This window comes from Streptococcus sp. DD13, from assembly GCF_001578875.1.
Taxonomy (GTDB): Bacteria; Bacillota; Bacilli; order Lactobacillales; family Streptococcaceae; genus Streptococcus.
In genome coordinates, this window is record NZ_KQ969506.1 from 78467 (window position 1) to 102879 (window position 24413).

General features: G+C 44.2%; 20 protein-coding genes and 1 pseudogene. 19 read left to right on the forward strand and 2 right to left on the reverse strand.

Features of this window, described 5'->3' with window-relative positions; genetic code table 11:
- Nucleotide 1: 1 nt before the first annotated feature.
- From recN to STRDD13_RS00425, 5 genes are all read left to right on the forward strand, one after another.
- Nucleotides 2-1660 (forward strand): DNA repair protein RecN, encoded by a 1659-nt coding sequence (gene recN, locus STRDD13_RS00405; protein WP_067100401.1) that lies wholly within the window; start codon nucleotides 2-4, stop codon nucleotides 1658-1660.
- A 118-nt stretch (nucleotides 1661-1778) separates the two neighbouring features.
- Nucleotides 1779-2615: a DegV family protein gene (locus STRDD13_RS00410; protein WP_156471260.1), complete on the forward strand. Its 837-nt coding sequence runs from the start codon at nucleotides 1779-1781 to the stop codon at nucleotides 2613-2615.
- Complete coding sequence (locus STRDD13_RS00415) at nucleotides 2605-3450, forward strand: SGNH/GDSL hydrolase family protein (protein WP_067100406.1); 846 nt, start codon at nucleotides 2605-2607, stop codon at nucleotides 3448-3450. Before STRDD13_RS00410 ends, STRDD13_RS00415 begins: the two co-directional genes overlap by 11 nt.
- 82 nt (nucleotides 3451-3532) lie before the next feature.
- Entirely contained in the window at nucleotides 3533-4084 is a 552-nt protein-coding gene (locus STRDD13_RS00420; RefSeq protein WP_443031059.1) for a YpmS family protein, read from the forward strand.
- A 254-nt stretch (nucleotides 4085-4338) separates the two neighbouring features.
- Entirely contained in the window at nucleotides 4339-4614 is a 276-nt protein-coding gene (locus tag STRDD13_RS00425; RefSeq protein ID WP_067100410.1) for an HU family DNA-binding protein, read from the forward strand.
- 712 nt (nucleotides 4615-5326) lie between these two features.
- Here the strand turns inward: STRDD13_RS00425 and STRDD13_RS00435 are convergent.
- Nucleotides 5327-6154, reverse strand: coding sequence for an exodeoxyribonuclease III (locus STRDD13_RS00435; protein ID WP_067100416.1), 828 nt, complete (start codon nucleotides 6152-6154; stop codon nucleotides 5327-5329).
- Between the two features lie 239 nt (nucleotides 6155-6393).
- Between STRDD13_RS00435 and STRDD13_RS00440 the strand changes: the two genes are divergently transcribed.
- From STRDD13_RS00440 to STRDD13_RS00505, 14 genes and pseudogenes are all read left to right on the forward strand, one after another.
- On the forward strand, nucleotides 6394-6759 hold the full coding sequence (locus STRDD13_RS00440; RefSeq protein WP_067100419.1) for a YbaN family protein: 366 nt from the start codon (nucleotides 6394-6396) through the stop codon (nucleotides 6757-6759).
- 99 nt (nucleotides 6760-6858) lie between these two features.
- The gene (gene metG, locus STRDD13_RS00445) at nucleotides 6859-8856 is read left to right on the forward strand and encodes a methionine--tRNA ligase (protein WP_067100421.1); all 1998 of its coding nucleotides are present in this window, start codon (nucleotides 6859-6861) and stop codon (nucleotides 8854-8856) included.
- Between the two features lie 185 nt (nucleotides 8857-9041).
- On the forward strand, nucleotides 9042-10988 hold the full coding sequence (locus STRDD13_RS00450) for a C39 family peptidase (RefSeq protein WP_067100424.1): 1947 nt from the start codon (nucleotides 9042-9044) through the stop codon (nucleotides 10986-10988).
- A 346-nt stretch (nucleotides 10989-11334) separates the two neighbouring features.
- Complete coding sequence (locus STRDD13_RS00455) at nucleotides 11335-12273, forward strand: competence protein CoiA family protein (RefSeq protein WP_067103109.1); 939 nt, start codon at nucleotides 11335-11337, stop codon at nucleotides 12271-12273.
- A gap of 209 nt (nucleotides 12274-12482) precedes the next feature.
- Nucleotides 12483-14286, forward strand: a pseudogene (gene pepF, locus STRDD13_RS00460) (oligoendopeptidase F).
- 177 nt (nucleotides 14287-14463) lie between these two features.
- A complete protein-coding gene (locus STRDD13_RS00465) occupies nucleotides 14464-15174 on the forward strand; it encodes an O-methyltransferase (RefSeq protein ID WP_067103111.1) in 711 nt (236 codons plus the stop codon).
- A gap of 69 nt (nucleotides 15175-15243) precedes the next feature.
- Nucleotides 15244-16284 (forward strand): peptidylprolyl isomerase, encoded by a 1041-nt coding sequence (locus tag STRDD13_RS00470; RefSeq protein WP_067100426.1) that lies wholly within the window; start codon nucleotides 15244-15246, stop codon nucleotides 16282-16284.
- 588 nt (nucleotides 16285-16872) lie between these two features.
- Complete coding sequence (locus tag STRDD13_RS00475; protein ID WP_067100429.1) at nucleotides 16873-17358, forward strand: LURP-one-related/scramblase family protein; 486 nt, start codon at nucleotides 16873-16875, stop codon at nucleotides 17356-17358.
- Between the two features lie 19 nt (nucleotides 17359-17377).
- Entirely contained in the window at nucleotides 17378-19996 is a 2619-nt protein-coding gene (alaS, locus tag STRDD13_RS00480) for an alanine--tRNA ligase (RefSeq protein ID WP_067100432.1), read from the forward strand.
- A gap of 298 nt (nucleotides 19997-20294) precedes the next feature.
- The gene (locus STRDD13_RS00485; RefSeq protein ID WP_067100434.1) at nucleotides 20295-20849 is read left to right on the forward strand and encodes a DUF3267 domain-containing protein; all 555 of its coding nucleotides are present in this window, start codon (nucleotides 20295-20297) and stop codon (nucleotides 20847-20849) included.
- 9 nt (nucleotides 20850-20858) lie between these two features.
- Entirely contained in the window at nucleotides 20859-21068 is a 210-nt protein-coding gene (locus tag STRDD13_RS00490; RefSeq protein WP_067100437.1) for a helix-turn-helix transcriptional regulator, read from the forward strand.
- The gene (locus STRDD13_RS00495) at nucleotides 21065-21826 is read left to right on the forward strand and encodes a DUF3169 family protein (RefSeq protein ID WP_067100440.1); all 762 of its coding nucleotides are present in this window, start codon (nucleotides 21065-21067) and stop codon (nucleotides 21824-21826) included. The genes STRDD13_RS00490 and STRDD13_RS00495 overlap by 4 nt, the downstream gene beginning before the upstream one ends.
- A gap of 10 nt (nucleotides 21827-21836) precedes the next feature.
- Complete coding sequence (locus tag STRDD13_RS00500; protein WP_067100442.1) at nucleotides 21837-22724, forward strand: ABC transporter ATP-binding protein; 888 nt, start codon at nucleotides 21837-21839, stop codon at nucleotides 22722-22724.
- A gap of 1 nt (nucleotide 22725) precedes the next feature.
- Nucleotides 22726-23922, forward strand: coding sequence for an ABC transporter permease (locus STRDD13_RS00505; protein ID WP_067100445.1), 1197 nt, complete (start codon nucleotides 22726-22728; stop codon nucleotides 23920-23922).
- A gap of 100 nt (nucleotides 23923-24022) precedes the next feature.
- On the opposite strand, the gene STRDD13_RS00510 is transcribed toward STRDD13_RS00505, so the two are convergent.
- Nucleotides 24023-24413 (reverse strand): IS3 family transposase (locus STRDD13_RS00510; protein WP_156471261.1); only part of this gene is annotated, 391 nt, incomplete at its 5' end.

Sequence of the window (24413 nt, forward strand, 5' to 3'; positions counted from 1 at the left end):
AATGTTATTAGAAATTTCGATTAAAAATTTTGCAATCATTGAGTCTGTCCGCCTGTCTTTTGAAAATGGGATGACTGTTTTGACTGGTGAGACTGGGGCGGGGAAATCCATTATTATTGATGCCATGAATCTCCTGCTAGGAGCTAGAGCAACGACGGACGTCATCCGACACGGGACGGAGAAGGCGGAGGTAGAAGGTCTCTTTTCGATTGAGAAAGAAGAAGCTTTGCACCAGCTCTTAAAAGAGCAAGGGATCGAAGGAGAAGATGAACTGGTGATTCGCCGGGAAGTGCTGGTCAATGGGCGGTCTGTCAGCCGGGTTAATGGTCAGTTGGTCAATTTGTCCCTCCTACGACAAATTGGGAGTTTCCTAGTGGATATTCATGGTCAGCATGATCAGGAAGAACTGATGCGGAGTCCCCATCATATTCGGCTGTTAGATAGTTTTGGAAAGGCTGATTTTAAGGAATTGAAAGCGCGCTACCAAGAACTTTTCGAAGAGTATCGCCAGATCCGAAAACAAGTTATTCACCAGCAAAAGCATGAGTTAGAAAACAAGGCACGGATTGATATGTTGGCTTTTCAAATCGCTGAAATCGAGGCAGCCAACCTCCAACCCGGTGAAGAACAATCCCTGCAGCAAGAACGACAAAAGTTGTTGAATCATAAGCAGATTGCAGATAGTCTCACAAACGCCACGATTTTACTCGATAATGAAGAGGTCTCCAGTATTCATCATATCCGTTTAGCGATGAATGAACTCACATCGATTGAAGAGTACGATGAACGCTACAAAGAAGTGGCGGGAATGATCAGCGACCTCTATTACAACCTGGAAGAAGTCAGCAAGCAACTGGAAGACATGATCGAGGAGATGGAGTTTGATGGCAATCAGCTGATGGAAGTGGAACGACGCTTAGATGTCATCCATTCGATGACACGAAAATATGGCGGTTCTGTAGAAGATGTCCTAGCCTACTGGCAAAATAGTACAGTAGAATATGACCTGCTGACAGGTCAAAGTGGCGGGGTTCCGGACTTGGAGAGGACCTTACGTCGCCTGCAGAAAGAATTGGTCCAGTCGGCTCAGGAACTGAGTCAAGCCCGCCATCAGTTGGCCCATCAATTGGAGGATGAGATCCAACAGGAGCTTAAAGACCTATATATGGAAAAGGCTCGTTTTCAGGTTCAATTTCAGGAAGCTAAATTCAATTCTCAAGGGAATGAACAAGTCGAATTTTATATCGCGACAAATCCGGGAGAAGAGCTAAAACCCTTGGTGAAAGTAGCTTCTGGTGGAGAAATTTCGCGCTTGATGTTGGCCATCAAATCAGCCTTTGCCAGACGGGATTCGAAAACAAGCATCGTCTTTGATGAAGTCGATACCGGAGTTTCTGGCCGTGTAGCTCAAGCGATTGCGGCAAAAATTTATAAATTAGGCCAGCATGGGCAGGTTTTGGTGATTTCCCATCTCCCTCAAGCAATCGCTATCGCCGATTATCAATACTTTATTGAAAAGAAATCAGATGCGCAAACAACAGTTTCGACCGTTCGTCTATTAACACCAGAGGAACGAGTGGAAGAAATCGCAAAAATGCTGGCGGGAGATCGTCTGACTGATGCTGCTCGTAATCAAGCAAGAGCACTTTTAGAAAAATAGGATAGAAAACGGGTCCGCCCTGTTGGTAAAAGGAAGCAGCGGAGAATACTGCTATCCTTTTATTTTTCAAGCATTCTTTGATATAATAATAGGGATAGAAACTTGGAATAGGAATGAAATTATGAGTATAAAAATAGTGACAGACTCAAGTAACACAATGGAAAAGGAACTCGCCCAAGAGTTGGGAATCACAGTGATTCCTTTGTCCGTCATGATTGATGGAGAAGTGTACTCTGACAGCGATTTGGAAGAAGGTCAATTCCTAGAGCTGATGCGACAAGGGAAAAATCTCCCTAAAACCAGTCAACCCCCTGTCGGAGTCTTTGCAGATATCTTCTCAGACTTAGCCAAGGATGGGAGTCAGATTATTGCCATCCACATGTCCCATTCTCTTTCTGGGACTGTGGAAGCAGCCCGTCAAGGGGCAAATCTTTCCGGCGCAGATGTGACGGTTGTGGATTCCACTTTTACGGACCAAGCCGCAAAGTTTCAAGTGCTAGAGGCTGCGCGTATGGCAAAAGCAGGGGCTAGTAAAGAAGAAATTCTAGCAGCGATTGAGGATGTCCGGGCTCATTCTGAACTCTATATCGGTGTCTCTACTTTAGAAAATCTCGTCAAGGGAGGACGGATTGGCCGAGTGACTGGATTGCTCTCTTCCTTGTTGAATATTCGCGTGATTATGCAAATGCAAGATCATGTTCTAGTACCGATTGTCAAAGGACGGGGACAGAAGACCTTTAAGAAATGGTTGGACAATTTCACAGAAGGTTTGTCTCACAAAAAGGTCAAGGAACTGGGGATTTCGTATGCTGGATCTCGTCATTTTGCAGACGAGATGGCTGAGCAGTTGCAGCCATTTGTTCCGGTACCAATTTCGGTTTTGGAGACCAGTTCGATCATACAGACCCATACTGGGGAGGACGCTTGGGCGATCTTGGTGAGATATGAATCATAAAAAAACTATTCAAGGCTTGGTTGTATTTTTTACCAGCCTTTTAACATTTATTTTGTTGTGGAACCTCCTTCTGCCAAGTGCTAAACCAGTCATGACTAAAGTCCAGTCAACCGAGGAACTCTCCCAGTTTCACTATGTGGCCATTGGCGATTCGCTCACGCAAGGCGTAGGAGATACGACCAATCAGGGAGGATTTGTACCACTCTTAGCGCAAAGTCTAACCAATGAAAATGCATTTCAAGTCACTAGTGTCAATTATGGGGTATCTGGAAACACCAGTGCGCAAATCCTCAAGCGGATGCAGGAAAAAAGTGAAATAAAAGAGAGTTTAAAAGACGCAGATCTCCTGACCCTGACAGTGGGTGGCAATGATGTGCGAAAGGTGGTCTTGGATCATTTTTTAGATTTGTCAGCCAGCAGTTTTACGACACCCGCCAAGACCTATACACAGAATGTCAAGGAAATCATTCGGTTGGCGCGTGCAGAAAATCCGACGCTTCCTATCTATGTTGTTGGGATTTACAATCCATTTTATCTGAACTTCCCTGAGCTAACGGAAATGCAAACAGTGGTGGACAGCTGGAATCAAACAACCGAAAATACGGTCAAGCAATTTGAGAATGTGTATTTTGTTCCCATCAATGATCGGCTCTATAAAGGAGTGAATGGACAAAGTGGCGTGGCTCAAATCGGAAATGACAAGACCATCATTACAAATGATGCCTTATACTCGGAAGACAGTTTTCATCCTAATAATACTGGATATGAAATCATGAAAGATGCGATATTGGAGAAAGTGAATGAAACCAAGGATCAGTGGAAAAGCAAAAAATAGGCCCCTTATGCGGGCAGGACACCCCAAACTGTCCAGTAGACCGTCAAGTTCCTCACTTAAAAGAGGGAAAATTTGGAAATGGTTGTTTTTTGCGCTTCTCAGTTTTGTCATTGCGTTTGGACTTGTTCTTCATAGCCGTTTATCGACCCCGCGGGAAGATATGAAGCAACTCCAAACCTCGGATACCTCAAAAGATGCAAAGATTGGGACGCTGACGACCAATCGTGCCCAACTGAATGACACGATTGCGGTCATGCTCAAGTCTTATCGTTTAGACAAGTACAAATTGTATGCGGATAACCAACAAATTCTGTTAGAAGGGAAGATCACCCTTTTAGGGAACGAATACCCTCTGTACATTTATTTTCAACCTAGTAAGTTGGAAGATGGGAGTGTTTTGTTAACTCTCAAGGATTTCTCTGTCGGGACCTTCCAAGTTCCCAAGGAGACCGTCTTACAGGCCTTAGCGAAAGGTGGCAATTTGCCCGATTTTGTCAGCATTGATGCTGAAAAGGCGACCCTTACGATTCGGCTACCCGAGATAGAAAATCAATTGGGGATTTACGTCAAAGCCAATACCATTGACTTATATAATGACCAAATCATCTTTGATCTCTATCGGAAAAGTAGCTAAATAAAGTGATCTAGACAGGTTTTGAACGGACCTCTCCGAGGGATCGTCCGCAAGCTGGTCAGGGTGATAGGGCCATCTGTATGTTGTTTTTTGCATTGGTGCATTCGTTTGTTCATTATTGGAGGAGAATCATCTGCTATTTGCAAATTTACTAGCTAGGAAAGTGGGGAAATACTTGACCTTATGCGCTTTTTGGGGTAATATATAAGTTGTGAGTCACTCACCCCAGAATAAAAATTGGAGGATTTAGCACAATGGCTAATAAACAAGATTTGATCGCAAAAGTTGCAGAAGCAACTTCATTGACTAAAAAAGATTCAACAGCAGCTGTAGAAGCAGTATTTGCAGCAGTTTCTGAATATCTTTCAAAAGGTGAAAAAGTTCAATTAATCGGATTTGGAAACTTCGAAGTTCGCGAACGTGCAGCTCGTAAAGGTCGTAACCCACAATCTGGTGAAGAAATCACTATTGCAGCTTCAAAAGTTCCAGCATTCAAAGCTGGTAAAGCTCTTAAAGACGCTGTAAAATAATAACAACACGAAAAGCCCTTTAGATCAACGTTTCTGACGTGTGTAAGGGGCTTTTTTGGTGCTCAAGGGGCACGTTTTTTCTTTCCTATTTAGATTGTTTAAAAGGTCGATGATAGTGTCATTGATTATCATAAAGTCAAAAAGCAAAAAATTAACAAGCTCAAGAAAGAAGGAAAGAGACTTTACAATAAATAAAAATAGTGTTACGATGAATGCGAAGAGAGATAGAGGTTGAAAAGTATCCGCCTCCAACGCGCCACCTTTATAGGTGGGTCTAGAAATGCGGGCGACCTTCGGCGGTCCCGCCTATCTCAAGCGCTTGCGACTTAATGTCTAAGCGCTTTTTTATATCAATTTACGGCGTAACGGGCTGACGATTCGCTGAATTGGAAACTAAATGGATTCCGTCAAGAGCTACAGAGATCAGAAAAAGCAGTGAGGGGGATCACTGCTTCGTTTTTTCTGTAGTATGGGAGCGTAATTTGTTATGCTGATAGCGTGTTTGAGACGCCTATTCAGGATGTCCGATACACCATTTTTGTTGATTGAATAAGTGTTACCTATTCAATCAACCAATGGATAGATTGTATATTTACAGTCCCGAATTTCTTCTTGAAAAAGCAGATGGCTAAAATGAGTAGAACGAATCCAATAAAAATTTCAAACCGTTCACGTCCTTCAGAAAGAAAAGGGAGTTCCTGTTGTTTGTCTGTTAGAAGTCAATCTCTAAGACGATGGGGGTATGGTCTTGACGGGCACCGGAGTCAATCATAGCTGATTTAGTCACTTTGTCCGCAATGCGGTTAGAAGTGAGCCAGTAGTCAATTCTCCAGCCTGTGTTATTGATTTTAGATGTCTTGCTACGTTGTGCCCACCAAGTATATTGATCTGGAAGGTCCCCATGCAAGTGGCGGAAGGTATCAGTGAACCCTTTGGCTAGCAAGTTAGTAAAGCCAGCGCGCTCTTCATCGGTAAAGCCTGGGGAACGACGGTTGCTAGCTGGATTGGCCAAGTCGATTTCCTTGTGGGCTACGTTGTAGTCTCCTGTTGCCAGAACAGGCTTTTGCTGGTCTAGTTCTGCCAAGTAGTCTGCATATTTGACATCCCAAATTTGGCGTTCTTCCAAGCGTTTGAGCCCATCTCCAGCATTCGGAGTATAGACCTGGGTCACAAAGAAGTCATCAAATTCAAGGGTAATGATGCGCCCTTCACTATCCATGGTCGACGGAGCCCCGATTTCAGGAAAAGTCACCTTGGGTTGCAATGTTTTTTTATAGAGAAACATGGTTCCAGCATAGCCTTTGCGAGCTGGCTCGACGGAAGATCGCCAAGTGAGGTCATATGTTGGGAAGAGTTGGCTTAGGATGTCTAAGTGCTTCTTACTAGGGCCAGTGGCAGATAGTTTGGTCTCTTGAAGTGCGATAATATCTGCATCTTCAGATTGAAGAGTGGCTAGTACTTCTTGTGAGAGTTTGGCACGTGCCGAATCACTGGTCAGTGCAGCATTAAGGGAATCAATATTCCAGGAAATCAGTTTCATAGTCTATCCTTTTTTTAGTTTCTGTGTCCATTATATCAAAAAGGAAGAACTTCCGATATTTGTGGGCTTGAAAATATCTGTCGAAAATTCTATAATAGCATCAATACGAAAGACAAAGAGAGAGAACCCTTCTTCTAAAAGAAGTAGTTGCCTACCATCGGATGAGCTATTTAGTGGGAGTGGGATCAGCAATTTTTGGTCTGAAGTGATATGAAAATGAGAGAGAAAATGGAGAAAAGATGAGACTGGTTTATCTAATCATTGGTTGTTTGTCTTTATTGCTAGGGATTATTGGTATTCCGCTTCCGATCTTACCGACAACCCCGTTTTTATTATTAGCCATTGCTTGCTTTGCACGCAGTTCAAAACGCTTTGAAAGCTGGCTGTACAATAGCCGTCTCTACCAGATTTATGTGGCGGACTACCGAGAGACAAAAGCCATTGCGAAAGGAAGAAAGAAGAAAATTCTTCTTCAAATTTACCTGTTGATGGGGATTTCCATTTACTTTGCACCCATCATCTGGGTGAAGATCGCTCTACTTGGTCTCACCATTTTTATCACCTACTACTTATTTAAGGTGATTCCCAATAAACCAGAAGAATAAGAGTCCTCTTGCCAAGCGAAAAAGGAGTGCAGGAGTGGCTCTTTTTTGGTATAATAAAGTGTTAACAAACAGGTTTCATTTGCCTGGAAAGGAAAAAACATGTCTGAAAAGAATTTTTATATTACAACGCCGATCTACTATCCATCTGGAAAACTCCATATCGGTTCTGCCTATACAACTATCGCCTGCGATGTCCTAGCGCGCTACAAACGCTTCATGGGATACGATGTTTTTTATCTGACAGGTCTTGATGAGCACGGGCAAAAGATTCAACAAAAGGCAGAAGAAGCAGGCATCACGCCACAAGCTTATGTGGATGGCATGGCTGTTGGGGTTAAAGAACTTTGGAAGCTTTTAGATATCTCCTATGATCACTTTATCCGGACAACGGATGACTACCATGAAAAAGTGGTGGCGCAAGTCTTTGAGCGCTTGCTGGCTCAAGATGATATCTACCTGGGAGAGTACTCGGGTTGGTATTCCGTATCAGATGAAGAATTCTTTACAGAAAGTCAGCTGGCAGAAGTCTTCCGTGACGAAGCTGGAAATGTGACAGGCGGGATCGCGCCATCTGGCCATGAGGTCGAATGGGTGTCTGAAGAATCTTACTTCCTTCGCCTCAGCAAATACCAAGACCGCTTGGTGGAATTTTTCAAATCCCATCCAGACTTCATTAGCCCAGAAGGGCGTCTCAATGAGATGCTAAAAAACTTTATCGAGCCTGGTTTGGAAGATTTGGCTGTTTCTAGGACGACCTTTACCTGGGGAGTGCCTGTCCCATCCAATCCGAAGCACGTAGTCTATGTGTGGATTGATGCCCTTCTCAACTATGCCACTGCGCTTGGTTATGGTCAAGAAGGACATGCTAACTACGACAAATTCTGGAATGGAACCGTCTTCCACATGGTCGGAAAAGACATCCTACGCTTCCACTCCATCTACTGGCCCATCCTTCTCATGATGTTGGACATGAAACTCCCAGACCGCTTGATTGCTCACGGCTGGTTTGTCATGAAAGATGGCAAGATGTCCAAGTCTAAAGGAAATGTGGTTTATCCAGAAATGCTGGTCGAACGCTATGGGCTTGATCCACTTCGTTACTACCTCATGCGCAGCCTTCCAGTTGGTTCGGACGGAACCTTCACTCCTGAGGACTATGTGGGCCGTATCAATTATGAGTTGGCCAATGACCTTGGAAACCTCCTCAACCGGACGGTTTCCATGATTAACAAGTACTTTGATGGACAAGTTCCAGCTTACGAAGAAGGGGTGACCGCGTTTGACACTGCGCTAGCCCAAGTAGCAGATCAATCTATCGTTGACTACCATACCTACATGGAAGCAGTTGACTACCCGCGTGCCCTCGAAGCTGTCTGGACCCTCATCTCTCGGACCAACAAATACATTGACGAAACCGCTCCTTGGGTACTCGCTAAAGAAGAGGGTGACAAGGAGCAATTGGCAGCAGTCATGGCTCACTTGGCAGCTAGTCTTCGTGTCGTAGCTCACTTGATCGAGCCCTTTATGATGGAAACCAGTCGTGCAGTCTTGACTCAACTGGGTCTCCCAGAAGCGACCAGCCTTGAAAACTTGCATCTAGCAGATTTCCCTGTAGGAGTCACAGTAGTGGCTAAGGGAACGCCTATCTTCCCACGTCTCGATATGGAAGAAGAAATTGCCTATATCAAGGAACAAATGGAAGGCAATAAACCAGCAGTTGAAAAAGAATGGAATCCTTATGAAGTGGAACTGAAACTCAACAAGGATGAAATCAAGTTTGAAGACTTTGACAAGGTTGAAATCCGTGTCGCAGAAGTCAAGGAAGTTGCTAAAGTAGAAGGTTCTGATAAGTTGCTTCAATTCCGCCTGGATGCTGGAGACGGTGAAGACCGTCAAATCCTCTCTGGAATTGCCAAATACTATCCAAATGAACAAGAATTGGTCGGCAAGAAAGTTCAAATCGTGGCCAACCTCAAACCACGCAAGATGATGAAAAAATATGTCAGCCAAGGCATGATTCTCTCGGCAGAGCACGACGGAAACTTAACCCTCTTGACAGTGGATGCAAGTGTGCCGAATGGTTCCATTATTGGATAAACGAAGAACTTGAAGTAAGTTTTCTATCCCCAAAAATGAACTGCACCCCAAAAGTTAGATTTTTTAGTCTAATTTATGGGGGACGGTTCATTTTTTTCATTTCTTTTGATAAAGAGGGGCGATGCATATAGACAATGGTATCAAATTAGTTTATAGTTGTAGTAGTAATAGTTTGGAGTAGATTTATGAGAAGGAAGATATATCCGTCAAAGAAAAATTGGGTTGTTGCTGGTATCACGTTGACAGGGCTTTTGCTAGCACCGAGTGTTTTAGCTGAAGAAGTAGTACCAACGACTGCTTATGGGACTTCATTAAGCCCAGCATCTGATGTTCAAATACCAGAAACAAACCGTCAAGTGAATGAAGCAGTCCCCTCTCCTATCGTTGATAATCAGAATAGCTCAACTGAGGAGACCAGTGAAACGAGTGTGGATTCGACGACAGGCAGTATCGTGTTATCGAAGCAATCGGCTGACACAAGACAGGATGTTACACCGTCAAATGTAGGAGTGACCTCGGATACCATAGATTCGACTGTTGCTTCTTCAGTTAATGGAAGTACAACAGAAGCTTCCACTCAAGCAGAAGCAGGTGTCCAACCAACCTCAACAGCCTCTGCGGAGGAAGAAGGAGGAGGAGACCAAGGACACAAAAAGGCAGATACAAAAGACATCAAGGTCAATGCTCATGTTCAAGGGACTGGATGGAATGGCTTTTCTGATGCGAGTCAAGTCATCGGGACAGTTGGAAAAGGCAAGCGACTTGAAGCGCTGGTTTTCAAACTAGAAGATGGCTTATCTGCTATTGGCGATATCATTTACCAGTCGCATGTTCAAGATATTGGTTGGCAAACAACAGTTAAAACAGGTGAAATGAGTGGCACCGTTGCAAAAAGTAAACGTTTAGAAGCATTTAATATGCGTCTGACAGGTGAATTAGCAACCTATTACGACGTCTATTATCGAACACATGTTCAGAATGTTGGCTGGCTAGGTTGGGCTAAAAATGGTGGGAATGCAGGAACGGAAGGCTTGTCCTTGCGCTTAGAAGCGATTGAAGTTCAGTTGGTATCTAAAGAAGACAGCTTTCAAGGAGACAACCGTCGTAGTTTCATAAAAAAAGGTCAACAAGTAGCCAGTATTTCATACCGCACCTATGTAGGGCAGAATGGTTGGCAAACAGAGGTGAAGGATGGTTCTGTCAGTGGTAGCGTCGGAAAGAATAGACGAATTGAGGCTTTAGGGGTCCGCTTGGACTCGGATTATTTCGGTCATGTATCCTATCAGACCCACATACAGAATGTTGGCTGGGTGCCCCTTGTCCGTGATGGTCAGGCGAGTGGGGTTGGCGGATCAGGAAAGCAAGTTGAAGCCGTCAAGATTTCCTTAATCGGTGATATTAGTAAGGATTACGATGTCTATTATCGTGTGCATAGTCAAAATAAGGGCTGGTTGGGTTGGACCAAGAATGGATCAGCAGCAGGAACGGAAGGCTTCAGTTTGGGCGTTGAAGCTGTAGAAGTCACCTTGGTTAAAAAAGGGAGCAAGGCTCCTGGCACAACTGCCAATGCCTTCGTGAAGAAACAAGCACAACAAAGTGCCAAACCAAAAAAGTATCCCATGCCTTACTTTAACCAAAGAGATGCGCGCTGGATTAGCAAATACTACGGCCGTTATACAATGGGTGATACTGGCTGTGTTCCCACTTCGCTTAGTATGGTATTTTCTTCTTTAACTGGCAAAACCATCATGCCAACCGCAGTTGCAGATTGGTTATATCATAACACCAACGACTTCGATCGGACTGTTCCTGGGACGCGCGCACCAGGGATTGTAAAAGCGGCAAATGCCTGGGGATTAAAAGCAACGAACTTATCTAGTTACAATCACATTGTTTCAGCCTTGAAGTCAGGCGATTATGTGTTGGCTGGTGTAGAAAGAAATGTCTTTGTGAATCAAGGTTCTCATGAGATTGTGCTAAAAGGCTACAACAATGGGATGGTATATGTGACCGACCCCTATACTCAATCCTTGTCCGGTTGGTATACCATGTCTTACCTGTTTAACACAAAGAGCACGGACAAGGATGACACAGCATTGGGATTACCCTTCTTTAAAATTTCTCATTCCTAATGCTTTCCTGTCTGTATTCCTACTCTTAAAATGAGAATAAGCAGAATGGCTTACCTCGTAAATGGAAGTAGGCGAATGACATCATGTATCTGAGAGTGGGACAGAAATCGGGAATTCCTTAGAATTCGATTTGGTCGTCCCACCTCCGCACAGTTGAGTAGGGCTGTAAAGGCTGATGCAATCAGCCTAGTAGAGCCCACTCAACCACTGCGTCTTGCTCGACAATCCAAAAACAATGGAGAGGCTAGGACTTTTGTCCCAGCCTCTTTTTGCTGCTTCACCCCTTTTGAGAGTCGTTCGCTGCCTTTATCCCCCTTTTACGAATAAAGAGAGTGGAGGTATGCGGATGTTCACAGCACTTGATACACACGGGAATCGAATCAATCTACTAGCCGACCCAAACTTAAAACGGGGAAGGTATACCTGTCCGGGATGTGGAGGTCAGCTGATTTTTAAAAAAGGGGAGGTCCTACAAGCTCATTTTGCCCATCGCTCTTTACAGGATTGTTTGGCCTATTCGGAGAATGAATCCCCTCAGCATTTAGAATTGAAAGCCAGCTTATACCGCTGGCTTAGACAGACGAAAGCAGTCGAGATAGAATATGCCTTCCCAGAAATCCAGCAAATCGCGGATTTATTTGTCTTTCCAAACTTAGCACTAGAGATTCAGTGTTCTTCCTTGTCGATCCAGCGCCTTAAGGATCGGACGAGAAGTTATCACAACAATGGGCAAAGGGTCTTATGGTTATTGGGAGAGAAGCTCTGGCTGAAAGACCGGCTTACCAAGCTCCAAGAGCACTTCTTATATTTTAGCTGGAATTGTGGGTTTCACTATTGGGAATTAGACCTAAAACAGAAAGAAATCCGGTTAAAATACCTCATTCATGAAGACTTGCACGGGAAAGTGCAGTATCTGCAGAGATGTTTCCCATTTGGGGAGGGAGATCTGTTATCAATCTTTCGCTTTCCGTTTCAAGGACAAGCTCTTTCTCACTTGAGGGCAAAAGTGGATCCAGACATCGAGCACTATGTGGCCTGCCAGCTCTTTCACCGTGATCCGAAATGGATGAAACGGCAGGCCGTAGCTTATCAAGAGGGAAAGAATCTATTGACCTATTCACGGGATGATTTTTATCCCCAACTGACTCCTGTCAAGCGACAGGATTTTTGTCAAATTACGACGGATTTGAACCACTATTATCAAGCATTTGACCGATACTACCAAGAACAAACGGATAAGCGACAGCAAGTCGTGTATTCTCCTGCATATTATCGAATGAAGTAGCGCCCCTTGGAGGGAGAGGGCAGTCTGGAAAACGAATGGATAGGAAGAGATTGTTCTGGAGGAAGTTCGATCTGAAGAAGAGGGAAGAGCAAGGGACTCAAGGGGCTCCCCTAGGACCGATTTTTTGGAAAAAGGGTGCAGATGGAGATTGTCATGACGAAGGGAAGGATGGTATAATAGAAGCAATTTAAAAAGAAAAGAGATGGATTATGCCAAAACAACGTCAGGAAATTGAAGAAAAATTCCAATGGGATTTAACGACCGTTTATCCGAGTGACGCCGCTTGGGAAGAGGAATACAAGGATCTTTTGTCCACGATTGAGACTGGAAAAGACTATGCAGGACGCTTGCTCGAATCAGCTCAAACCTTCCGTACAGTCTCTGAATTACAATTGAGCCTGATGCGTCGGATTGAAAAGCTGTACGTCTATGCCTCAATGAAAAATGACCAAGATACACGAGTGGCCAAGTATCAGGAGTTTCAAGCGAAGGCCAATACAGCCTATTCCCAATTCTCTCAAGCTTTTGCTTATTATGAGCCAGAGTTTCTGCAAATCACACCTGAACAATTGGAAGAATTTTATGAGGCAGAGCCTGCTCTCCAACAATACCGCCACCAATTGGATACCCTGTTGACCAAAAAAGCCCATGTCTTATCGCAAGAAGTAGAAGAAGTCTTAGCGGCTTCCTCTGAAATCTATGGTGCTGCGTCAGAGACCTTCTCAGTGTTGGACAATGCCAGCATCTCTTTTGAGGATGTAGCAGATGAACAGGGTCATTTAAAACCATTGACCCACGGAACCTTTATCTCTTATATGGAGTCTAAAGACCGGGAACTGCGCAGAGAAGCCTACGAAAACCTTTATGCAGTCTATGAGCAGTTTCAGCATACCTATGCGAAAACACTGCAAACCAATGCCAAATACCACAATTTGAATGCTCGCTTACGCCACTATTCTAGCGCTCGAGAAGCAGCCCTTGCTGAAAACTTCATCCCAGAATCCGTCTATGATACCCTTGTTTCAGCGGTTAACAAGCACCTTCCCTTGTTGCAACGCTATGTCGACTTGCGCAAGAAGGTTTTAGGCTTAGATGATTTGAAGATGTATGATATCTATACGCCTTTGTCTGAGATGGACCTTTCTTATACTTATGAAGCAGCTCTGGAAAAAGCATCAGAAACCCTGTCTGTTTTTGGGGAAGAGTACAGTTCGTATGTGAAAGCAGCCTTTTCTGATCGCTGGATTGATGCGATGCAAAATGAAGGCAAACGTTCGGGCGCTTATTCTGGGGGGTTCCTATGACACCAATGCCTTTATGCTTTTGAACTGGGATGATACCTTGGATAACCTCTTTACCCTAGTCCATGAAACGGGGCACTCGATCCATTCTGTCTATACTCGGAAGAACCAGCCTTATGTGTACGGGCACTACTCGATCTTTTTAGCTGAGATCGCGTCAACGACCAATGAAAATATCTTGACGGAACGTCTCTTACAAGAAGTGACTGATGAAAAAGCTCGCTTTGCCATTTTAAATCATTATTTAGATGGCTTTAAGGGGACTGTCTTTAGACAAACGCAGTTTGCTGAGTTTGAGCAAGCCATTCACAAGGCCGATCAAGATGGGGAAGTCCTTACTGCAGAGCTTCTCAATACGATTTATGCAGAGATGAATGAGCGCTACTATGGCCTATCTGCGGTAGAAAACCCAGAGATCCAATACGAATGGGCACGGATTCCACATTTTTATTATAATTTCTATGTCTTCCAGTATGCGACAGGTTTTGCGGCAGCATCTGCACTGGCCCATAAAATCGTCCATGGCAGTCCAGAAGATATCGAAAAGTACCTGGATTACTTAAAGGCAGGTTCTTCAGATTATCCTCTTGCCGTTATTGCAAAAGCAGGAGTCGATATGACCAAAGAAGATTACCTCAATGATGCTTTCAAGGTATTTGAGGAACGCTTAAATGAGTTAGAAGCCTTGATTGAAAAAGGCGTTCATCTTTAAGTCCTTGTCTCCGGGGAAGGGATTAGAAAGCAAACTGTCTAAGGGAGAGCGACGCCGCTCTCTTTTTTGAGTGCTGTCTCAAGAGTAAAAGGCCCTGCCTCCCATGATGGCTCTCTCCGAATCGCTACGAAGGGATGTCCATTGGTTTCTACTAGGAGCTATGGTATAATGAACTCTATGGTGAAAACATATAGTCAAAATGCAAATCACAACATGCGACGTCCAGTTGTGAAAGAAGAAATTGTCGAGCTGATGCGGGAGCGTCAAGCACAACATACAGGATTTTTGAAAGAACTAGAAGACTTTGCGCGTGGACAGAATATTCCGATCATTCCACATGAGACAGTGGCTTATTTTCGCGTCTTACTTCAGACGCTTCAGCCACGACAAATCTTGGAAGTGGGCACAGCCATTGGCTACTCAGCCCTGCTGATGGCAGAAAATAGTCCCAAGGCTCGGATAACGACCATTGATCGGAACGAAGAAATGCTGAGCTACGCGCGTGAGAATATAGCTCGGTATGACCAGCGAAAGCAGATTGAATTGCTAGAAGGAGAAGCCGGAGACTTGCTTTCGAGCCTTCCAGATGATCAGTATGACTTTGTCTTTATGGATTCTGCTAAGTCCAAGTACATTGTCTTTTTGCCTGAGATTTTGAAAAAAGTCAAGGTCGGAGGGCTCATTGTGCTGGATGATGTGTTTCAAGGAGGAGATGTAGCACGGGACATTCAGGAAGTCCGACGAGGTCAGCGCACGATCTATAGGGGGCTTCAGCGCTTGTTTGATGCAACCTTGGACAATCCCGACTTGACGGCTAGTTTGTTGCCCTTAAGTGATGGGCTTTTGCTACTTAGAAAAAATGTCGAGGAAGTCCGATTGGAAGCCTAGTGTTTTAAGCAAAATTTAAGGATTTGTGGTATACTGGTAAAGTTAATGAATAAAAAGGAGAACCTTTTGATGAAAGCTAAAAAATTTCTTCTCGGGGCAGTGACACTGGTTGCTGCAACGACGCTAGCTGCTTGTTCATCAAGCAACGGAGCGATTTCGAGTGCGAATAAAGACACAGATAAGGCCCTTGAAGCGAAAGCTTTGAAGGGAGACGATATTGTGACCTACAAGGGCGGAAGCATCACCATCCGTGAATTTTACGAAACGGTTAAGACCAACAGCCAAGCTCAGTCTGTCTTGCTTCAAATGCTGATTTCGGATGTGTTGGAAGAAGAATACGGTAGCAAAGTTACCAATGATGATGTCCAAAAGGCATTTGATGAATCAAAAGCAAACTATGGGGATTCCTTTAGCCAAGCCTTGGCATCTGCCGGCATGACAGAGGAAGCCTACAAGCAGCAAATTCGGACGAGCAAGCTGGTAGAGTATGCAGTGAAGGTTGCAGCTGAAAAAGACATCACCGATGAGCAATATAAGACGGCTTACGATAGTTACACGCCAGAAGTAGAAGCTCAAATCATCCAAATGACGGACCAAAACAAGGCCAACGAAGTCTTGAAAAAAGCCCAAAACGGGGATGACTTTGCCCAGTTGGCTAAGGAAAATTCCACAGACAAAACGACAAAAGAAAATGGAGGAACTGTTAAGTTTGATTCAACGTCAACAACTGTTCCAACAGACGTCCAAAAAGCGATTTTTGCACTTAAGGACGGTCAAGTAGGGTCTCAGCTCGTTTCGGTCGTAGATTACAGTACCTATGCTTCTAACTACTATATCGTAAAGCTGGTGAAGAAGACTGAAAAGTCTAAGAACTGGGAAGATTACAAGGATGTCCTGAAGGAAGCTATCGTTAAGTCAAAACAAAGTGACTCTACCTATGTAGCAAAAGTCGTCGGAGAAGCCTTGACCAAGTACAATGTAAAAGTTAAAGACGAAGCTTTCCAAAGCATTATTTCTCAATACGCCAAAACAAGTGCATCTTCTAGCACCAGTGCAAGCTCAAGTACAAGTACATCAGAGTCTTCCACTTCAAGTTCAAGCTCTAAGTAAGCGTCTGTGAAAACTGGTGATAAGGCAATGAGCCTAGAAGGGCCAGGCGACTCAGCCTTATCTTCTGGCTCCTTCCCATCTCCATTGAAAGCCTCAGACCTATCAGAGAAAAAACGAATCAGTCAAACTGGTTCGTTTTTTGGTGAGTTGAAAAAATAGTTGACAAACGGATATTTAGTGATAAAATGAAACGGTTCATTTTACAGGATATGTTTGAGATAGATGTTGGTTATTTTTCTTGTTATGAAAGACTGAATCAAGAAATGCTAGACTTGCTTCGTTAAGGCTAAATAAAGGGAAGACTTAACCATGCGATGGGATTGTTCATCATTGTCAACGATACAGTGGGGCTGATTTTAAGTTGACGCAAGCTTTCAAAAACAGTATAATAGAGGGGTTGAGAATTGATTTTCGGTCCTCTTAGTCCAGAGAAGTGGCGGTGCTGCGAGCCATCTGAGAGAGAGAGTCATGCTACTCGATGTCACAATTGCATAAGAATAAGAGAATGACAAGTTCATTGAATGAAGGTGGTACCGCGGTTTTTCGCCCTTCGTGATGTGGACTTGTCTTTTGCTTTTGGAGGTGCAGATGAAAACCTATCTCGTGAAACAACAATTCCGTTTTGGAGGCGAACGCTTCGCTATCAAGGATGACAGGGGAGAAATCGCTTATCAGGTGGAAGGGTCCTTTATGAAGATTCCCAAGACTTTTACCCTCTATGATGCAGCTGGTCAGAAGGTGAGTAGCATCAGTAAAGAAGTGATGACCTTCTTGCCACGCTTTACCATTCAGCTTCAGGACGGTTCAAGTTTTGTGATTCGCAAGAAGTTGACCTTCTTACGTGATAAGTATACCTTTGATAACCTCAATCTTCGGATTGAGGGCAATATCTGGGATTTGGATTTCAAACTATTGGATGACCGTGACCAACTCATTGCGGAGATTAGGAAAGAACTCTTTCACCTCACCTCGACTTACACCGTCACGGTCCTTGAGGATGCATACGCTGATCTGGTCATTTCCCTCTGTGTCGCCATTGACTATGTAGAAATGCTGGAAAGCGGATCGAATTAAACAAAAATAAGGAGAACTCATGAAACAACTATCTAGTGCACAAGTCCGCCAACTATGGCTGGATTTCTGGGCCAGCAAAGGCCACGCGGTAGAACCATCTGTCAGCTTGGTTCCAGTCAACGACCCAACTCTCTTGTGGATCAACTCAGGGGTTGCGACTCTTAAAAAATATTTCGATGGAACTGTCATTCCTGAAAATCCTCGGATTACCAACTCGCAAAAGGCGATCCGGACCAACGACATTGAAAATGTCGGAAAAACGGCTCGCCACCATACCATGTTTGAGATGCTAGGGAACTTCTCAATCGGGGACTACTTCCGTGATGAAGCCATCACTTGGGCTTTTGAACTCTTGACCAGTCCTGAGTGGTTTGACTTCCCTAAAGACAAACTTTATATGACCTATTACCCAGATGACAAGGATTCTTACAACCGCTGGATTGCAGTAGGAGTGGATCCAAGCCACTTGGTCCCAATCGAGGACAACTTCTGGGAAATCGGTGCGGGGCCTTCTGGACCCGATACTGAGATCTTCTTTGACCGTGGTGAAGCTTTTGACCCAGAAAACATCGGGATTCGCCTGCTTGCAGAAGATATCGAAAACGACCGATACATCGAAATCTGGAACATCGTTTTATCACAATTTAACGCAGACCCAGCTGTGCCTCGTAGCGAATACAAGGAACTGCCCCACAAGAACATTGATACGGGCGCTGGTTTGGAGCGTTTGGTGGCCGTTATCCAAGGAGCTAAAACCAACTTTGAAACGGACCTCTTCATGCCGATTATCCGTGAAGTGGAGAAATTATCTGGAAAGGTCTACGATCCAGATGGCGACAACATGAGCTTTAAGGTCATCGCTGACCACATCCGTTCCCTTTCCTTTGCCATTGGGGATGGGGCTCTTCCAGGAAATGAAGGTCGTGGCTATGTCCTTCGTCGTCTCCTCCGTCGGGCTTCTATGCACGGTCAAAAATTGGGGATCAACGAGCCTTTCCTTTACAAACTCGTTCCAACGGTTGGAAAGATCATGGAAAGCTACTACCCAGAAGTGCTTGAAAAACGAGACTTTATCGAAAAAATCATCAAGAGCGAGGAAGAATCTTTTGCCCGTACCCTGCACTCTGGTCAACACTTTGCCCAAGGTATCGTAGCTAGCTTGAAAGAAAAAGGTCAATCTGTCATTGCTGGTCAAGATGTCTTCAAACTCTACGATACTTATGGATTCCCAGTGGAATTAACAGAAGAAATCGCTGAAGAAGCGGGCATGACTGTCGACCGTGAAGGTTTTGAAGCAGCCATGAAAGAGCAGCAAGAGCGGGCGCGTGCGTCAGCTGTCAAGGGTGGCTCTATGGGTATGCAGAATGAAACCCTCCAAAACATTACCGTAGAAAGTGTCTTCAACTACAATGCTAGTCAATTGTCTTCTAAATTAGTCGCTATCGTAGCGGACAATGCAGAAGTTGAAGCCGTTTCTGAAGGGACTGCCTCTCTGATCTTTGCGGAAACACCATTCTACGCAGAGATGGGTGGACAGGTCGCTGACCATGGTCAACTCTTGGATGCAGCAGGAAACGTCGTGGCTACTGTGACCGATGTTCAAAAAGCACCAAACGGTCAAGCCCTCCATACGGTCGAAGTGCTCGCACCGCTTGCTTTGAACCAAGAATACACCTTGGCCATCGACACCAATCGTCGTCACCGGGTCATGAAAAACCACACTGCGACTCACTTGCTTCACGCGGCCCTTCACAATATCCTTGGAAATCACGCAACACAAGCAGGATCTTTGAACGAAGTGGAATTTCTCCGTTTTGACTTTACCCATTTCCAAGCCGTAACTCCTGAAGAATTGCGTGCGATTGAAGAGCAAGTCAATGAGAAAATCTGGGAAGCACTTGCGGTTGAGACCGTTGAGACAGACATTGATACTGCTAAGGAAATGGGAGCTATGGCCCTCTTTGGTGAGAAATATGGAAAATCCGTTCGAGTTGTGACGATCGGGGACTACTCTATCGAGCTCTGTGGGGGTACCCATGTGGGCAATACGTCTGAGATTGGTCTCTTCAAGATTGTCAAAGAAGAAGGGATTGGATCTGGAACTCGCCGGATCTTGGCAGTAACTGGTAAGGAAGCCTTTGAAGCTTATCGTGAACAAGAAGACGCTTTGAAAGCTGTCGCAGCAACGCTTAAAGCTCCTCAAGTCAAGGAAGTCCCTCACAAGGTCGAAGGTCTTCAAGAACAACTCCGTCAACTCCAAAAAGAAAATGCGGAACTCAAAGAAAAAGCCGCAGCAGCAGCTGCAGGCGATGTCTTCAAGAATGTTCAAGAAGTCAACGGCCACCGTTACATCGCAAGCCAAGTGTCTGTATCAGACGCTGGTGCGCTTCGGACCTTTGCGGATAAGTGGAAACAAAAAGACTACTCCGATGTGCTTGTCCTAGTTGCCGCTATCGGTGACAAAGTCAATGTCCTTGTAGCTAGCAAGACTAAGGATATCCATGCTGGAAACTTGGTCAAAGAATTAGCTCCAATCGTCGATGGACGTGGTGGTGGAAAACCAGACATGGCCATGGCAGGAGGTTCCAATGCCAGCAAAATCGCTGAGTTGCTCGCAGCAGTCGGACAACATGTATAAGATTCAAATGAAGACTGAGGAAATCCTCGGTCTTTTTTTGATGGAGCCAAATGTACCCTTTTTGCGGATAGGAACGCGTGGCAAGGGAAGGCTAGGTAGAACAGATAGGTTATAAGGAACAAAAGAACACTTTCTTCTTTGTCTACAGGTTTTGTTTGGAAATGAACAGGTATTTTGATGTATCGAATAATGTACAAAATGACAACAATAGATATTTTTTTGAAAAAAATACTTGTCAAAAATAAAACCAAGTGTTATACTATACAGGTAAGATAGTTCAGATGATCAAGGAGGCGATATGAAAATTTTAGAAAAAGTGGACATCCAGGAAAACAAGCGCTTGGTTTTTGGATTGAACATGGTTGCTGTGATCCTTTGGATACTTCTTCTTTTCCCGTTTGCTTGGTTGACGGTTTTTCTAGCAGGAGGGCAACAGCAGTGGGATGTTCCTTATACTGATCTGATAGGGGTTATGTTGGGGATTATTCCCTTACTAGCTGTCCACGAGCTCATTCATGGGCTGTTTTTCAAGCTTTTTGCTCCGGAAAGACCTGTCAGGTTTGGGTTCAAGTGGTCTTCGATGATGGCCTATGCGACCAGTCCTGGAAGTCTCTACCAGAGGAAGCAGATGGCGATGATTGCTGGAGCGCCGTTTGTCATGCTAACAGCGCTCCTAACAGTAGGCTGTGCGCTGCATCTTTTCTCACCGGTCCATTATCTTTTTTGGGTTACTTTTCATGCCTGTGGCTGTGTAGGAGACTTTTTCTACCTCTACCTGCTGTTGATCAAGTATGGCAAGGGTGAGATTCGAGCAGAGGATACTGAGAATGGCTTGATCATTTATCAAGTATAGGAGGACAAGATGGTATTAAAAAATCGTCTCAAGGAGTTGAGAGCGAGGGATGGTCTCAACCAGACCGAACTAGCCAAACTAGCCGGAATATCTAGACAGTCGGTTAGTCTGTTAGAACGTGGGGAGTACACACCTTCGGTTGTCATTGCCCTTACGATTGCTAAAATCTTTAAAGAACCAGTGGAGAGTGTATTTCGCATAGAGGAGGATGAAGAGTGAGAAAGAGGAAAAAAACGCAGCGTTATCGTTTCTGGAGGAATGTCCTCATTATCGGACTAAGCGGTCTGTGTGGTGTTTTGATTGGGTATGGAGTAAAAGTCTTTCACCTAGAAAGGGGTGTACGACTGACAAACATCCTTTCCCAACCCCTTCTCTATGGAGGGCTAACTACTCTATCTGTCTTTTTGCTTTTGGTAGCAGGCTATCTCTATCGCAAATTAAAGGAAAATGTAGCCCTAAGAAGTCAAACGGAGGATGAGGAATTGGCAAATGCCATCGAAATTCGATCGCAGAAAGAGTCTAGTCTTCTCTTTATGATTGCGGCTGTTTTAATCGTTCCGGCCCTTCTCGTCTTTAATTATATGATAGGAACAGTTTATCGCTATGAGGCAGACGGGGTACTAGCTAACCTATATGGAGTCATTGTTTTTCTATCTGGTGTGGCGACGAGCATTCTTGCCGATAGAAGTTATAAGGTGGTAAATGGTCGAGCCCTTCCGCGCTATGCGAACTCTAAGGAAAAGCGAGAGGTTCTGATGAGCCATATGGATGAGGTAGAAAAGCAAATTAATTATGAAGAGAATTTTGAGCTGGTCATTCGATTGACGAACCAAGTCATCCCAGCGATTTTGATTCTTCTCTTGATCTTAAGTGCGTTGTTTAGGATGGATATCACCTTAGCTATGGTGACAGTAGGCTGTATTTATATTTATATGATCATCCACCAATACCGCATTGTCAAACGGTACTACAAATAAGGAGATAATGATGTTAGAAATTCAAGAACTACGAAAAAGTTTTGGCGAAAAGGAGGTCCTCCATGGAGTCAGTTTTGCTGTAGAACCAGGGCGAATTTTGGGTCTTGTTGGTAAGAATGGAGCAGGGAAAACAACGATTTTTCATTCCATCTTAAACTTTGTCAGCTTCACAGGAAAGATTATTTTTGATGGTCAGAGAATTACGCAACAAACCTTTGAGCGGGTGGGTTATCTTCCGGAGGAGAGAAGCTTGATGCCCAAGCTGACGGTTCGGGATCAAGTCGCCTACCTGGCAGAATTGAAAGGGATGAGCCGGAAGGAGGTATCGCGTGTTCTTCCAAGCTGGATGGAACGCTTGCAGGTTAAAGGAGAGGTCACGGATAAGATCAAGAGTCTCTCTAAGGGAAATCAGCAAAAAGTGCAGCTGATTGCAACCTTGATCCATCAGCCAGATTTGATCATTTTGGATGAGCCATTTTCAGGTCTAGATCCTGTCAATGCCAGCCTTCTCAAACAAGTGATTTTGGAAGAGAAACAACGTGGCGCAACGATCATCTTTTCAGACCATGTCATGACCGATGTTGAAGAGATTTGTGATGACCTCGTGATGCTAAAAGATGGTGAAGTTGCACTTGCAGGTACGGTACAGGAAGTGCGCTTGTCCTATGGTCGAACCAGACTCTTTATCAGCAGTGACTGGACCCAAGAGGAGTTGGAGCAATTGCCGCATGTCCTAGAAGTCAGTGTGACCAAGCAGGGAACGTGGCGCCTGATTTTGGAGGACGAGTCAGCTGGTCGAGACTTATTTGACAAACTGACGGGTGGTCAGTATATCCAAACTTTTGACCAACAACCACCGACGGTTGATGAAATCTTCAGAATGATTGCGGGGGAGTAAGATGAAACAAATTAAAACAGTCATTGTCGAGACTTATCTTCGACAAATCAAATCCTGGGCCTTTATTTCCATGGTCTTAGCGCCATTCCTGATTTTAGGACTTTCCTTTTTTGTAGGATGGATGACTTCGAAAAGTGCGGCGAAAGATCCGATTGCCTTAGTGGCGACTCCTGAAATCCAACAGGTTGTGGATCGAGATGATTCATTTGAGCATTACACCAGTTTGACTCAAGCACAGGAGGCGTTTGAGGACAAGAAATTAGACGGCTATATCGAAATTAGCGATGAAAATGGACAAGTTGTTGCGACCTATCATGGAAATGACAGTCTAGCACAGACAAAGAAAACGTTGCTCATGCAAGGACTCCAACTACTACAGGTCCAGGAAAATCAAAGTCAAGCTCAATTATCTACCTCTCAACAAGAAATCCTCAGTAAACAAGCGGACTATAAGGAGGTCTTGAAGGATGAGTCAGGAGACTTGAAGAAGGCGGTACAACAGCTGTCCTTTATGGCGATTAATTTCTTTGTGTATTTCTTGTTGTTGATCTATTCGACGATGACGGCTCAAGAAATTGCAGGAGAAAAAGGCACCAAGATCATGGAGGTTATTTTCTCCAGTATCGAAGCTAAAAATTACTTTTTCGCTCGAATCGCAGGCCTTTTTGGGGTGATTGTGACCCATATTGGAATTTATGTCCTTGCAGCATTGATCGCTTATCCTATACTGATTCAACAAGAATCTGTCGCTCCTTTCCGAGAGTTTATTGAAATGGCGATTGGACAATTGAACGTGTTGATCGTTGTCTTTGCCATCTTTGCGTTGCTCTTGTTTGTCATCTTATCTGCTTTTTCTGGTTCCTTGGTGACCCGAGCAGAAGATGCGACCAAGGCCGCCCAGCCTATTTCATATCTCACCATGGCCTTGTTCTTTGGAACTTATGCCTTTACGGATTCGGGAGATACGATTGTCCTGAAGGTTCTTTCTTACTTCCCTCTCTCTTCTCCGTTTTACATGCCTGTCCGTTTGATTAACGGATTTGCATCGAATCTGGAAGCAGGTCTATCCTTACTAATTTTGGTTCTGACCTGTTTAGGGCTGATTGTCTATATTGGCCGTAGATATGCGGGCTTGATCTTACAGACGGATGATATCGGACTCTTGAAGTCTTTGCTTCGGGGCTTAAAACGCCATTAAACAGTCTTTCTGAAAAGCTAATCAACCAATAAATGGAGTTGAAGAACTCATAAAAAGAGGCTAGGACAATGTACTGACCCCAAAAAGTTAGACAAATAATTTAATTAAAGGATTTAGTTCTGTACTTCACAGGACTAAGTCCTTTTAATTTGATCTTAATTCGTTTATTGTTGTAGTAATCAATGTAGTCTACAATAGCTTGTTCCAATTGCTCAAGTGACTGAAACGTCTTCTCATATCCATAAAACATTTCGGACTTAAGAATGCCAAAGAAAGATTCCATCATTCCATTATCTGGGCTATTCCCCTTACGTGACATAGAGGGTTGGATTCCTTTATCCTCTAAAAAATGATGATAGAAATCGTGTTGGTATTGCCATCCTTGGTCACTGTGGAGAATTGTATTTTCGTAATGGTCCTCTGTAAAAGCTTGTTCCAGCATAGCTTTTACTTGTACTAAATTCGGCGACGTAGAAAGATTATAAGCAACG

Bases quoted from the DNA above. Each gene is read 5' to 3' on its own strand.
- recN (WP_067100401.1), top strand. From the start codon at position 2: ATGTTATTAGAAATTTCGATTAAAAATTTTGCAATCATTGAGTCTGTC.
- STRDD13_RS00415 (WP_067100406.1), top strand. From the start codon at position 2,605: ATGAATCATAAAAAAACTATTCAAGGCTTGGTTGTATTTTTTACCAGC.
- STRDD13_RS00425 (WP_067100410.1), top strand. From the start codon at position 4,339: ATGGCTAATAAACAAGATTTGATCGCAAAAGTTGCAGAAGCAACTTCA.
- STRDD13_RS00435 (WP_067100416.1), bottom strand. From the start codon at position 6,154: ATGAAACTGATTTCCTGGAATATTGATTCCCTTAATGCTGCACTGACC.
- STRDD13_RS00440 (WP_067100419.1), top strand. From the start codon at position 6,394: ATGAGACTGGTTTATCTAATCATTGGTTGTTTGTCTTTATTGCTAGGG.
- metG (WP_067100421.1), top strand. From the start codon at position 6,859: ATGTCTGAAAAGAATTTTTATATTACAACGCCGATCTACTATCCATCT.
- STRDD13_RS00450 (WP_067100424.1), top strand. From the start codon at position 9,042: ATGAGAAGGAAGATATATCCGTCAAAGAAAAATTGGGTTGTTGCTGGT.
- STRDD13_RS00455 (WP_067103109.1), top strand. From the start codon at position 11,335: ATGTTCACAGCACTTGATACACACGGGAATCGAATCAATCTACTAGCC.
- STRDD13_RS00465 (WP_067103111.1), top strand. From the start codon at position 14,464: ATGGTGAAAACATATAGTCAAAATGCAAATCACAACATGCGACGTCCA.
- STRDD13_RS00470 (WP_067100426.1), top strand. From the start codon at position 15,244: ATGAAAGCTAAAAAATTTCTTCTCGGGGCAGTGACACTGGTTGCTGCA.
- STRDD13_RS00475 (WP_067100429.1), top strand. From the start codon at position 16,873: ATGAAAACCTATCTCGTGAAACAACAATTCCGTTTTGGAGGCGAACGC.
- alaS (WP_067100432.1), top strand. From the start codon at position 17,378: ATGAAACAACTATCTAGTGCACAAGTCCGCCAACTATGGCTGGATTTC.
- STRDD13_RS00485 (WP_067100434.1), top strand. From the start codon at position 20,295: ATGAAAATTTTAGAAAAAGTGGACATCCAGGAAAACAAGCGCTTGGTT.
- STRDD13_RS00490 (WP_067100437.1), top strand. From the start codon at position 20,859: ATGGTATTAAAAAATCGTCTCAAGGAGTTGAGAGCGAGGGATGGTCTC.
- STRDD13_RS00500 (WP_067100442.1), top strand. From the start codon at position 21,837: ATGTTAGAAATTCAAGAACTACGAAAAAGTTTTGGCGAAAAGGAGGTC.
- STRDD13_RS00505 (WP_067100445.1), top strand. From the start codon at position 22,726: ATGAAACAAATTAAAACAGTCATTGTCGAGACTTATCTTCGACAAATC.